Origin of the sequence: uncultured Aquimarina sp. (assembly GCF_947500065.1) — a bacterium.
In the GTDB taxonomy this organism is placed as follows: domain Bacteria; phylum Bacteroidota; class Bacteroidia; order Flavobacteriales; family Flavobacteriaceae; genus Aquimarina.
In genome coordinates, this window is record NZ_CANMQT010000001.1 from 1,220,023 (window position 1) to 1,233,854 (window position 13,832).

Genomic DNA, 13,832 nt, shown 5'->3' on the forward strand with positions numbered 1-13,832 from the left:
TTCGGAACATTATCTGACCAGGTGATCCCTATCATATATATAAAAAACAATCCTATTAAAGGAAGGTAGTAACTTTTGCCTTTAAGAAAATTATCAAACCAACCCTCCTTTTTTGAAAAAATCAAAATACTAATTACTAATAAAATAATAACAGGAGGAATTAAACTGCCACCAAAAGGAATTAAAAAAAACACCACTTGAAGAAAAAAGAGCGGTTTTGCTTTTTTTATTTTGTTTAAAAAAACATTCATTACTAAATCTCTAAAAATATTATTACGTTTTTTTTACTATCCGGTCTAACCAATTCTAATAATTTTTTTTTGGTTTCAACTTTTGAACATTTATTCTAAAAACATACTCTCTAAAAAATCATGACTTTAGTGCAGAAAGTATTTCTTCTGAAATCCTTTCGATAGTTTGATCATTTCTTATGTTAATTGATTTACTCATAAAATTATTTTGTAATTCATCAGAATCCATTAATTCCAATAGTCTTTTCTTATATAATTCATCATTATTCTTATCAATCAGAAACCCATTTTCTCCGTCCTCTATAATATCTCTTGGTCCTGCATCACAATCAAAACTGATACAGGCTAATGGAAAAGCCATTGCTTCACAAAGTGCATTGGGATATCCTTCAGAAATCGAAGTAAAGGCAAATACTTTAGATTTTGACATATATACACTTAAGTCTCTTTTAATTCCCAATAATTTTACATTCTCTTCTAACTTCCTAGTTCTTATTTCATTTTCCAATTGACTTCGAAGTGGTCCATCTCCTATGATATGCAACTCCCAATCCTTACGATTAATTTCATCAAAAATTCTAATTAATGTAAGTTGATCTTTCTCCGGCACCAAACGCCCTACATTTAAAACAATATTTCTTTTTACAGCATCAACTCTGTGTATAATTTTCACAGGGTTTGGCATTAAAATTATATTTTTATGCTGTATCTTCTTTAACATAATCTCTTTTGCTAATGAAGTTTGAACAAAAATTCCCTTTGCAGTAGGATATAACATTTTTTGAAAAATCCTTAGTGACAGAGATAATTCTTTAAATGGGTTACTTCTGTTAGAAACAAAAACGTTAACTCTTGTCCCAAGTCCGCTCAATAAAACAAAAGAATTATAACCTTCTCCAAAACTTAAAACAACATCCGTTTTTAAGTTTTTATATTTATTTCTTAGATAAAACAATAGTTTTATTTTATATAAAAATTTAGAAATCAAGTTCTTTTTATAAGTAAAATTTGGTGTTGAAACTGAATTCAAATTCTCATTAACTTCATAAAAAGGTTTATGTTTAACCAAAAAAACTAGGTCAATATGCATACTATTATTGGACCAGTAATCCGCCAACTCGCTCATTACTCTTTCCATTCCTCCTTGTTTAAAAGTTGGTATTACCAGTGTAATCCTCATATTTACTATTACTTTATTCTTTTTAACTTAATATTAATTCAGGTTAATAAATGTTAGTTAAGTAAATTTTCAATTAAATAATCTCTATAAATTATTTTATTTATGATAACTAAATCTCAAAAAAAGAAAACATTTTCAACAATAATAAACCTCTAATTCGTCATTTCCCTCTTTAATCTTCTTACTATTAGCAAGGTGCGCTTATTTATAAAATATCAACAACACAATGTTAGAGGTTTAAAACAAAGCTTTTTCCCTTTTTTCCCCTATTAAATTCAATAACTTGTTTTTTAATACACGATTAATTTTAACCTCTATTTTATTGCTTATAATATAGGATAGGATTATCATGAGAATAACTGTTGCAATCAGAATGATATATTTGTTCATATATTCATTTAAATTATTAAAAATGATGTAGCCTATATTCTGATGTATTAAATATAACGGATAAGTAAGCATTCCTATTTTAATTAATTTTGAAGAGTTAATAGTTTTAAGTTTACCAATAGAAACTAAAAACATCAGTAAATAAAATAAGCTTATTATACAAACTATTGTATATTCTGAATATGACGTATTATAATGAGTTTTTAAGCCCTCAATTCTCCCTATAGCGTGAAATGAAGATATAAATAAGCAGGTTATTAGAATAACTGCATATTTTATTTTAAAACCGGTTTGAAAAATACGATAAAAAGTCATTCCTGCGATGAAATAAGAACTCCAGTAAAGAATGAATATAGAATTCATTAATTTTATAAAAGCCAGATCACTAAACAATCCATATACAATTGAAAAAAGCAGCCAAGAAACTATCAAATAATCAAGGTTTATCTTTTTAAACTTATTTAGTATAAGAAACAAACCAATTAAGAAATAGAATTTCATTTCGACGAACAAAGACCAATAAACATTATCAACACTTTCTACACCAAGGTAATTTTGAAACATTGTCAAATTTATCAGTGCTTGTTTTAAATCTACATTATATCTCGACCCTCCTACCGAAATCATTACTATAAAACTTAATAGCACACCTATCCAATACACAGGGTAAAGTCTAGTTATTCTTGAAATAATAAATTTAATTAATGAGCTATTTTTTATTGAAAGCGTAATTACAAAACCGCTGATAATAAAAAACAAATCTACTCCAAGGTATCCATATTTAAAATGATCTCCAATCTCACCATAATTAATTACCGAAAGATCGTCTGCAGCATATCCTCTAAACATATAATGATACAATACAACACTTAATGCAGCTATAAACCTAAATAAATCTATCTGGTAAATTCGCCCTGATTTCTCCATGCTTTTTCAACAAATTTAAAATTTAAATTTTGCAACTTATCCATCATAACCTGACTCTATGTCCAGATAAAAAATATTGCAAAACCATTAACATCTATTTGAAATTATAATATTCAATAAAGATGTTTTAAAGCGCCCCTTACTTTTCGGTTTAATTTATATCCTGATTTTATTACAAAATATAGAATATCGGCAAAAGTAAAAATTTTAACGGATAGCCCATTGTAAAAACAGCTTTTAAAATGATGGTCAAGTTCAATTATTATTTAAGCAACCAAAAAACAATATTGATATTATAATCTTTGTTGTGATAGTTAAGCATAAACTCTTTATAGAAACTTTGTACAGGACTTCTTGTCTTTTGAAAAAATCTAGAATTACAAAAGCAATACATCGTGTTTAATTATAAAGTATTGTAAGCTATAAATATATTATCTAAACAAATTATTGGTTAATTAATCCCTTCATTCCTCTATATAAAAAAACTAAACTACAATTATATCCTTCCTTAAAAATGTTAGATATCACCAAGCGAAAATTAATTCTACTTTTTTTAATAAAATCCCTATCAACGTCAAAAAGTTCTTATTAAACAAGCTTTCAATAAAATAGTCCCTAAGCACAATTAGATTGACAAAAAAACTTGGTATCAAAAAAATAAAAAATAGCTTTAAAAAAAACTTATTATTACTGCACTTATATTCATAAAACAAAAGAAATATAAACATTAGTTCAACTAAATATGTTAATCTGAGTTGAATATCAGGAGTCACACTAAAAATATTTAACATACTCATCAATAAAATCACTATGTTTCTATAGCTTGATTTTCTATTAAACGTTAAAAACATATATATATGTGCAAAATATATCCAAGAAATTCGAATTTTATATGATAAATAAGCGCTTACAGATCCTTTAATTCCTTTCTCAATGAAATCCAGTCCTTGCAAATATCCCTTTATTTTAGCATCAAAAGATTCTGGAAGAGGTAAACTTAGAGCAATATCATGTAAGTATTGTTTAGTAAACAAAAGAAAAAAGAACGAAATCAGATATATAATAAAAACTATTTTAGTTCTTAATTTCCAAAAAATTCCAAATATATATACTGGAACAAAAAGTAATATTCCAAAATGAGTAAATGTTCCAAGGGCTATAAATAAAAAGCCCTTAATTTTTTTATCTTCAAAAAGTCCTGTATAAAAACCATAGATAGCTATAGAAACAGCTAATATATTCCGTATACCTGAGTATAACCCCATTAATTCAATAGAAATAAAAATACTTACAATTCCCAAAAAGTAATCTCTATTTGATATTTCTATATCTCTAACAAGTTTTTCATATACAGCATAAATTAAATATAGCGTTATAAAAGTACAAATAGCGAAAAACAACTGACCTGATAATCCTAATTTAGCGAAAAAGTAAATACCAAAATAAACTACGAAATCTAGTCTTTTTTGAGCGCTTAATGTGAATAAAAAATCTTCAAAACCAATATTCTTTATTTTTTTATAAAAACGATAAAACTGATATAAATCTTTGGTTTCAGAAGGAATCAATTGGTATGTAATTAACGAGGCAAAAATCATTAATAAAACCAAGCAAAACTTATTCCTATTATAAACACTAATGAAAATAGAAGGCAATGCAAGTAAAGGGCTTATAATAAACAAAAGACCATTTAAAAGACTTGTATTTTTTACCTTAATTTTTAAGTTTTTTACCTCACCCATCTTTCATACTACATTTCAAACACCACAATAAGCAGTATCTTTTTAGAATATTTTAATAATTATTGAATATTAAATTTTTTCGACAAAAAAAGCTTTTTATCCATTGGACTCATATCATGAGTAAAATCAAATTTAGCTTCATTCTTTTTTAAATAATCTTCAATTGACAAAATAAATTTAGCCGGGCATCCGGCGTAAATACTATTTGCTTTCAATTCTCCTTTTACAATGCTTCCTGCACCGACAATTACATTGTCCCCAATTTTAGTTCCGGGTAATATTGTGCTATTAATCCCAATAAAAACATTATTACCAATTATTATCTTATCAAAAAGATCTATATTTCTATATTCCTTAAATAAGCCTCTTATAACCGACAAACTACCGTCATGAGTTACAAAATGTACATTGGAAGAAGTAGCAACTCTATCACCCACCTCAATTAAATAAGGTTCTGATCCAAAATATTTTGTGCGAAATACACAATTCTCCCCATACTTAACTCCTACTCTTTTAGCATATTTATTTGGCGACAAAACTCTATAATAGAAACTGTTTAAAAACCTTTTAATCATTGTTCTCGGATATATTAAAAACTAATTTTTCATATTTAATGATCTTCCTCTTTACTATCAAGTAATTTAAGAAACTTAAAAATAACGATGTTAAAGAAAAAACTAAAACTACCATATTAAAACTACCTTCTAACATAATACTGAGAAACAATGAGGTCGTAGTAATTAAAAAACACAAAATAGTATAGTAAAAAGCATATTTTTGAAATGGATATATTTTTAATGATACCGATGACGGAATTGAAATAAAATACCAAATAAAAACAGGAATTAAGAATCTTGTAAGATTTCCGCTTTCTGTCCAGTTTTCCCCAAAAACTAAAACTACAATAGGTGGTAAAACAAAAAATATTATACCAGATAAAATAATTGCTGAAAGCAGTAATATGTAGAAAACTTTGTTATATATCGATAAAATAGGTTGATTATTCTTTTTTCTTTGTGCTAATTTCGATAATAATACTGGTCGTATGGAAGAAGATATTAATCCTGCCGGTTGTACAATCAGACTAAAAGCTATTGAGTATATAGCAACATCTGTTAAAGAAAAATATTCATTAAAAATTATTACCGGCAGTCCAGCAGATAATGCCAAAATTAAATTAGACCAACAGAAATATTTAGGATACTCTTTATATGTTATTAAATTTTTATATAAAGCTACCTTATTTTGCCATTTAAACAATCCAGATTGGATGTTTCCATCTTTATAAATCAAATAAAATATCGTGCCTACAGATGCAATAATAAACCCTAATATTAACCCTTTTTGACTACTTAAATAGTATAAACCAACCTGAAATAAAAGAAGCACAAAATTCCTTAATACTTTAGATGTGCTCAATCGTGAGTATAAATTATATCTAATTTTAAAATAACCCAGAGAGTTCACTACCACCTGAAAAAAAGTCCCAATAGCAATAAAAACAGCTATTGATTTATACTCCTTAAAAAAATCAAACGGGATATATAAAATAAGTGCTATTAGAAATGAAAATGAAAATGAAAATAAAAGAGCAATTTTCAATACTGCATTTGCATCTTCATCCTTTTTCGGCAACACAATCGTCGTGTCATATGCCAAGGTAACAAATGAAGTCGTAATGCTAATAGTAGAAACAAAAAGAGCGTACACACCTATAATTTCCTTGTCATATAAACGAGTTATGATTGGCATTCCTATAAGCATTAATAACTGTGCTAAAAAAGTTCCCGTTGAAACTTTCAGTACATTTTTTACAAATAAACTTTTTAGGACGGTCGCTTTAACCATTTCGTTTTTATCTACACTTTTTAAAATCAGAAGACGAATAATAACTCATCATAAATTACAAATGTGATTATTAAAAAATCTTTCTGTTACATTATTATTCTGAAAGTAAACTAAAATTAACAATGCCGAAAACATAGATTACAATCAAAAAAACATTAATAAGTTTTCTTTATTATTTAATTTTTGTGCTAAGGTTTTTTAGTGATTCTTTCCAATTCAAAATATATAAATTAAATGTATTATTACATTTTATTTTATTCAATACACTGTATTTTGGTCTTTCCGCAAAAGTATGGTAATTATCTGTTTTTTCTAGTCTAATAGTATCATCTTTACCTATGTTATTAATTATTTCCTTTGCAAAATCATACCAAGTAGCTTCTCCTTGATTACTAAAATGATAAACCCCATAATCCTTGTTTTGAATACTAATTAAATATAAAATAAACTTAGCTAAATCATTAGCATTTGTAGGGGTTCCTTTTTCCGAAGTTGTTATTTTTAAAGTATTCTCTTTTTTAGATAAACTAAGAATTGTTTTATAAAAATTATGTCCATATTCAGAATATAGCCACGAAGTTCTAATAATAAAATATGTCTTTAAAATTTCTTCAATATATTTCTCTCCTTGCAATTTAGATTTTCCATATTCATTAATTGGATTGGGAGTATCTTCTTCGCTATATGGAGTTTGTTTTTTGCCATCGAAAACATAATCAGTAGAAATATGAATCAGAGTTTTGTTTGTTTCTTTACAAATTTCAGCCAAATTCTTAACACCTTCTGCATTTACCAAAAAAGCTTTGTTAGGTTCTTTTTCTGCTTGTTCAACATTAGTATATGCAGCACAATTAATCACATAATCAAAAGAATTATTTCTAAAAAAAAGAACTATATTTTCTTTATTAGTAATATTTAACTCCTTAGAATTAGTAAAGCACAAATCTAAATCTGGATAATTACTTTTTAATAATTTAATAGATTTTCCTAATTGGCCATCTCCACCTGTAACAAGGATATTTATTTTATTTTTTGGCATAAAGGATCTTTAAAAACTAAATTCAAAGGGCTCTTCTAAGTTAAGTCTTATAAGAGTTTTTAATCAATTCTCTATTTGTTGTACTCTTTTAAGTACTTATTTATAGATAATAAAATAAGTGCGATAAATGTTAGTACAATAAACGCTATTGGAAGTAGCACTTTCTTTTGAGTAACTAAATCATTAATCAAAGCTCCTTTTTCAGGGAAATCAGAAATCACGTTAATTGTACTTTTTGTGTTGGCCTTCAAATTATTGAGTCTTACTTTTTCTTCTTTCAATAATTTTGACTGAACAAGTAAATCAATTTCTGAGGCCGATGAAGAACTTTCCTTAGCAAGATTTATACTGGTAGAACTAACAGATTTATTTGCTTCCAAAATCTTTATCTTTTTATAAAAATCTTGGAGGGAATCTATTTCTATTAACTGCTTCTCAATTAATGAATCTCTTAATGCAATATTAACATCATTTACGTTTTTTTGAAGTAGAAAATATTCGTTATTTTCTATAGATCTTACAATTGTCTTTTGGCATTTTTTAGCCGCTATAGGATTCGTAGCTTCAATCTGAATTCTATGAAATTTAGCATTGATATCATTAAAATTATTCAAGTAATCCTCGTAATCCACAAGTTTTCTAGAAACCGTATCTAACTCCTGAATAAACTCACTAAACTGTCTTATTTTCTGAGTTTTATCTGAGAATGATTCTATTTTAATTTTCTTTATCGTTAGAGCGAAACTATCAGGAATCGATAAGGCCTGGGCTAACGCCTTACTTTCTCTCTTAATCGCTAGCTCGTTATAAAATTCAATATTATTATATAATTGTTGAACACTATTAAAATTAGGCTCTACAATCATTGAAGATCCATAAATAGGCTCCGAAATTGAATCCCAATACCATCCTGTCACTAATCCAACGCACCCAGCAATAGCAAATTTCAAAAAATGTCTTCTTATAAATTGAAGAAAAAGAATAATGGAATGAAAAATTCCTTTAAAAATATTAACTATAAAAGTGAATAATCTATTAAACCCGTCACCAATTAATTTAAATAATTGACCTAGGTCTATTTCTTCTGAAGTATTTTCCTTACTACTCATATTTCACTAATGTTGAAAGTGTAATTTTACCTTAATTTTCGGCAAAGTTAATTTCTTTTTAAGAATATATGGAAAAATTACGCTAAATCTTTATAAAAGCGCAGTTCAGAGTCTTTCTCCGATACCTTGATTTCTGATGTTTTGATTTTCCAATCAATGCTTAACTCTGGGTCGTTATATATTATTCCAGATTCTGCTTCTTTATTATAATAATTATCACATTTATAATTAAAAATAGCTTCGTCACTCAATACAACAAAACCATGTGCAAAACCTCGAGGAACAAATAATTGGTAATTATTTTGATCATTTAATTCTATAGCAAAATGTTTTCCTAAAGTAGGAGAATCTTGTCTCAAATCAACTGCTACATCCAATACACTCCCTTTCGTTACTCTAACTAATTTTGCTTGTGCATACTCCCCTTTTTGAAAATGTAATCCTCTTAATATTCCTTTTGAAGAAATTGATTGGTTATCCTGAACAAAATCTGTCTGTAATCCCGTTATTTCTTTAAATGTATTAGCATTAAAGCTCTCAAAGAAAGAACCTCTTTCATCTTTGAATATTCTTGGTTTCAATACGAAACAACCTTCTATAAACGTTTTTTCTATTTGCATTGTGTATTTTGTTATACCTTATCTCTATGAAAGGTGGATTCCAGCCTACGCAGGAATGACAAAAAATGAATATTAATCTAATTGCAATAAATATTTTCCATATCCACTTTTAATCAATGGTTTTGCCAATCCTTCTAGTTGATTTTTGGTAATAAAACCCTTTTTGTAAGCTATTTCCTCGATTGCACCTATTTTCAATCCTTGACGCTCTTCAATCACCTGTACAAATTGTGAAGCTTGCATTAATGAATTAAACGTTCCTGTATCCAACCAAGCAGTACCTTTATCCAAAATACTTACTTTTAATTTTCCTTGTTTTAGATATTCATTGTTTACATCAGTAATTTCCAATTCACCTCTATCACTTGGTTTAATATTTTTCGCAATCCGAACAACTTCATTGTTATAAAAATAAATCCCTGGAACTGCATAATTAGATTTTGGAAGTTTTGGTTTTTCCTCAATTGATATTGCTTTTCCAGTACTATCAAAATCTACAACACCATATCTTTCTGGATCTTGTACATGGTATGCATAGATAATTCCTCCTTCTGGATCGTTATTACTCTCCAGGAGTTGCTCTAAACCAGATCCATAAAAAATATTGTCCCCCAAAATCAAGGCCACCTTATCGTTGCCGATAAATTTTTCTCCTATAACAAATGCTTCTGCCAATCCATTTGGCTCTTTCTGAACAGCATACTCAAAAACACATCCATATTTCTTACCATCTCCTAATAACTTTTCAAATAATGGCAAATCTAATGGAGTAGAAATAATAAGGATTTCACGAATTCCTGCAGACATTAGCGTAGAAAGCGGATAATAGATCATAGGTTTATCATACACCGGCATAAGTTGTTTACTTATTGCTAATGTTAGTGGGTGCAAACGTGTTCCTGATCCTCCTGCTAATATGATTCCTTTCATCCTAGATATTTTAGTCTATTTGTCTTCGGCAAGCTCAAGTTTATACGCTAGTAGACGATTTGACATATATTTTTGAAATATTACTGAAATTTTTCTAAATACCAGCTTATTGTTTTTTCAATTCCCGATTCAAAATTTTCTTCGGCTTTCCAACCTAATTCATTTTCAATTTTGGAAGCGTCAATCGCATATCTAAAATCATGGCCTGGTCTATCTGAAACAAATGTAATTAAATCGAGATATGATTTTTGATCTTTTAAAGGTCTGATCCTATCCAGAATTTTACATATTGTTTTGGCAATATATATATTCTCCCTTTCGTTCTTACCTCCTATATTATAGGTTTCACCTAATTTTCCGTTTTTTAAAACTAAATAAATTCCTTTACAATGATCCAAAACATATAACCAATCCCTTATGTTTTTACCATCTCCATAGATTGGAATATTTTCTTCAGAAACTGCTTTTCTTATAATAGTAGGTATTAGCTTTTCATTATGTTGTCTGGGACCATAGTTATTTGAGCAATTAGTAGTTACAACAGGAAAACCGTATGTATGAAAATAACTTCTGACTAACATGTCTGAAGATGCTTTGGATGCACTGTATGGACTATTAGGGGCATAGGAAGTTTGTTCCGTAAATAAACCTGTCTCTCCCAAAGTCCCATATACCTCATCAGTTGACACATGCAGAAATCGAGCAGTTTCATATCCTTTTTTAAAAATATTAGGAGCGCTCATCCAATATTTATAAGCTGTTTGGAGTAGATTAAACGTACCGACTATATTAGTATCGATAAAAGCTCCGGGATTACTAATGGAGTTATCTACATGAGATTCTGCAGCAAAATGCACTACAGTATCTATTTCATATTTCGAAAAAACATCTTCAAGAGCAGCTAGATCACAAATATCACCTTGAACAAAATAATAATTGTCGCTATTGGTTATTTCTATGTTTTTTAGATCAGAGGCATACGTTAGTTTATCGAAATTAACAATCACTTGACTATCCAATGCTGATATATAGTTAACGTAATTCGATCCTATAAATCCTGCTCCTCCCGTTATTAAAACTTTTCTTGACACTAAATCGTTGTTTTTAACTATTAATATATTCGATTAGCTTACTCGGTAATTGCTTCAATATAAATAATAATGAAACTAAAAACACTAATAAAATAGGAACCCTAACCAACATTCTTTGTAATAATCCAGCCTGATAAAAAATTACATCTCCCTTTTCTACAATACTAAAAAGCTCATTGTCTAATGTTAATATTTCCTCTTGTCTCCTAATTATATTTAGTAAGCTTTGTTTTCTTGCTAATAATGATGCTATTGTAGGTATTTCTTCTTCCTTACCAACAACAATAAATTTATCCTCTTTTTCAAGAGGGTTATTAAGAAGTCTTTCTAAATACTTCTCTATATACGCTACTGTACTTTTATTATAATCTAACTCTTCTTTAGTTTTTTTCAGTCTCCAACTCAGCGCTTTATCATAATAGTCATTAGAACGGATATAGCTTAGTATATTCTCTGAAATCTTAGTGTTCTCAGCGTTTTTCATTTTAAAATTAAATATCAATCTATGATATTTATAAAAATTCTTATATCGCTCATCTTCAAGAGTCTGGGCATCATATTGCTCAATAATATGATGGAAATATTCTTTATCCCCATATTCCAAATGTAATTTTTTTAAAACATCTGTGGCTCTTATAATAGGTTCTATTTTGGCATTTTTAAAATAGGCAATACTGGCAGAGTCTATATTCGCTTTTTGTAAAAAAATTGAATCTCTTAATTTTATATTTAGATTATCAACAAGATCATATATATACTCTTGTGAATCATACTTAGGTTCTATAATAATTTCTTGAGTATATCTTTTACCATAATTCCCTTTAGATTCTAAGAAATAGCCTCCTACTGCACCAATTATTAACAACCCTACAAAAAGTATCCATTTCTTTTTATAGAATAAAAAAATAGAAACAAATATCTTTAAAACTGATTTGAAGGCTTTTACTATATTTCTAACTATATAACTTAGATTTACTTCTTCAGTACTCATTTAATACTCTTTAAAAATTTGTTCTAAGATTTTCTCTGTAATCAAATATGTTGGTTTTACTCCTGTTGTTCCCAATCCTCCGGATGCTAATGTGCTTCCTGTTTCTAATGGGTTATCAGAGGCATAATACGCATAGTTTACTTTTACTTCAGAACTTATGCTACCTCGTAACTTTGATGCAGACTGAATGGCTTTTTGATAATGAGCACCTTCCATTTCTAATCCTATTACATTCCAAGTAGAATCGTGAAAAAACTTTAATATATCTCTATTTTGTAAAGATGTTCCTAGTACAGTTATCATTGCGCCTTCATATATATCGATTCCGTTCCCTTCTAAATCTTCCTTTTTTAGTCCATTATCAAAAGGATAGTTATCTGCTGTTCCTTCAAATACATGTGCAGAAGGTATCATAATATCACCTTTACCTCCTTCTAGAATACCTGCTTTTCCCATTAAAGAAACGGACTTGACATTAAGGTACTTTCTTTCTTCTGGTTTTACATAAGGTTTTAAAAGCTCATCCATGGTTTCATACGCCTGTTCTCCAAAGGCATAATCCATAACTATAATAACTGGTTTATCTTCCTTTTTAGTATCAGATATGAATGGAGCATAGGTATCTCCTGTATATTTTTCAGTATCAAATATCTGAACATTTATATTTGTTCCACTTTGATCCTCTAAATAAGTCATTCCCTTTTGCAAAGCTAATTTTTCTACTTTAGCTCTTAGCTTATCGTTTTTACCTTCACTCAGAAGTTCATAAATATCAAAAGTAGTTTTATTCTTTAATTCTGTTTTTAAAGCAATTGGTGCATATAATGTATTCATTACACTATGCATATTGGCGCTTATAACATGTATTGGTCTATCTAATAAATTGAGTTGTTCCAACTTATTTTTGATAGCATTAGCCCATATTTCTCCATGAATATGATGCCCTAAACGTTCTCTTAGTACTGGACTAAAAGTTACAATTCTCTTATTTCCACTAACGTATTCCTCAATCGCTAACTTGCCTAACCAGTATATTATATGAAGGAACCTCTCTTTGTTTTCAGGACAAGAAAAACTACTGTAAATAGACGTCACCTCTTGAAAGGTTCTGCCTAATATATTTGCGGTATGTGTAAGCGCAACTTCTCTTTCTGCTTTGGTAAGTTCTTTTTTAGAAGATACTGCATTTTCTAATTTATCCCAATCTCTTGTAACATTTCCTTCTTCATTAATTACCACACGATTCATAATCTTATGGGATTCAATAAATAAAAAGGTTAAGTGGGTAAGAATATCATAAATTTCCGATCTTCCTCGGGTAATTTCGATATTCATTTGCTCTTCATCAATTCGATAGCAATTTCTTCTTCTCTTTGGAGGAACAATTGCTTTAAAATGTGAATTTTTATATCCTTCTTCGCTAGTAAGGTTTATGTAACGACATTCTTCAATTCCTATAGGCAAACGATCAATTACATATAACAAACCATCTAATTCTACTTTTTCCTCAGCTACCGAACCATAAATTTCCGGACGTAGCGCAAGTAGTCCTTCTCTCAAAGTATCACCAGAAACTCCCATTGGCTTATAAAAACCTCTATTGAATAGGTGTCGCATTGTGATGTACATGCGCTCTATTGCACTTGAGCTTTCCTGTGCTCTTGTTCTTCCTTGTTGTTTCAAATTAGGCATAAATTTTTCCAAACAAATATAT

12 protein-coding genes are annotated in these 13,832 nt (G+C 28.6%); all 12 read right to left on the minus strand.

What is annotated here, in order from left to right; genetic code table 11:
- Window positions 1-369: 369 nt before the first annotated feature.
- The 12 genes from Q0975_RS05455 to Q0975_RS05510 all read right to left on the minus strand — a co-directional run bounded on the left by Q0975_RS05455 (window position 370) and on the right by Q0975_RS05510 (window position 13,810).
- Entirely contained in the window at window positions 370-1,431 is a 1,062-nt protein-coding gene (locus Q0975_RS05455) for a glycosyltransferase (protein WP_299434144.1), read from the minus strand.
- A 237-nt stretch (window positions 1,432-1,668) separates the two neighbouring features.
- Entirely contained in the window at window positions 1,669-2,748 is a 1,080-nt protein-coding gene (locus Q0975_RS05460) for an acyltransferase (RefSeq protein ID WP_299434146.1), read from the minus strand.
- A 524-nt stretch (window positions 2,749-3,272) separates the two neighbouring features.
- Window positions 3,273-4,490: an EpsG family protein gene (locus Q0975_RS05465; RefSeq protein WP_299434148.1), complete on the minus strand. Its 1,218-nt coding sequence runs from the start codon at window positions 4,488-4,490 to the stop codon at window positions 3,273-3,275.
- A 59-nt stretch (window positions 4,491-4,549) separates the two neighbouring features.
- A complete protein-coding gene (locus Q0975_RS05470; protein WP_299434150.1) occupies window positions 4,550-5,065 on the minus strand; it encodes an acyltransferase in 516 nt (171 codons plus the stop codon).
- On the minus strand, window positions 5,058-6,338 hold the full coding sequence (locus tag Q0975_RS05475) for an oligosaccharide flippase family protein (RefSeq protein ID WP_299434152.1): 1,281 nt from the start codon (window positions 6,336-6,338) through the stop codon (window positions 5,058-5,060). The genes Q0975_RS05470 and Q0975_RS05475 overlap by 8 nt, the downstream gene beginning before the upstream one ends.
- Before the next feature lie 172 nt (window positions 6,339-6,510).
- Window positions 6,511-7,377 (minus strand): dTDP-4-dehydrorhamnose reductase, encoded by an 867-nt coding sequence (rfbD, locus tag Q0975_RS05480; protein WP_299434154.1) that lies wholly within the window; start codon window positions 7,375-7,377, stop codon window positions 6,511-6,513.
- A gap of 71 nt (window positions 7,378-7,448) precedes the next feature.
- Window positions 7,449-8,486 (minus strand): hypothetical protein, encoded by a 1,038-nt coding sequence (locus tag Q0975_RS05485; RefSeq protein WP_299434156.1) that lies wholly within the window; start codon window positions 8,484-8,486, stop codon window positions 7,449-7,451.
- A 77-nt stretch (window positions 8,487-8,563) separates the two neighbouring features.
- Window positions 8,564-9,106, minus strand: coding sequence for a dTDP-4-dehydrorhamnose 3,5-epimerase (gene rfbC, locus Q0975_RS05490; RefSeq protein ID WP_299434158.1), 543 nt, complete (start codon window positions 9,104-9,106; stop codon window positions 8,564-8,566).
- Window positions 9,107-9,178: 72 nt separating this feature from the next.
- Complete coding sequence (gene rfbA / locus Q0975_RS05495; protein WP_299434160.1) at window positions 9,179-10,036, minus strand: glucose-1-phosphate thymidylyltransferase RfbA; 858 nt, start codon at window positions 10,034-10,036, stop codon at window positions 9,179-9,181.
- 80 nt (window positions 10,037-10,116) lie between these two features.
- Window positions 10,117-11,127, minus strand: a complete 1,011-nt coding sequence (gene rfbB / locus Q0975_RS05500) for a dTDP-glucose 4,6-dehydratase (RefSeq protein ID WP_299434162.1) — start codon at window positions 11,125-11,127, stop codon at window positions 10,117-10,119.
- 13 nt (window positions 11,128-11,140) lie between these two features.
- Entirely contained in the window at window positions 11,141-12,118 is a 978-nt protein-coding gene (locus Q0975_RS05505; RefSeq protein ID WP_299434164.1) for a hypothetical protein, read from the minus strand.
- Window positions 12,119-13,810: a hypothetical protein gene (locus Q0975_RS05510; protein ID WP_299434166.1), complete on the minus strand. Its 1,692-nt coding sequence runs from the start codon at window positions 13,808-13,810 to the stop codon at window positions 12,119-12,121. It abuts the gene before it with no gap.
- Window positions 13,811-13,832: the final 22 nt, after the last annotated feature.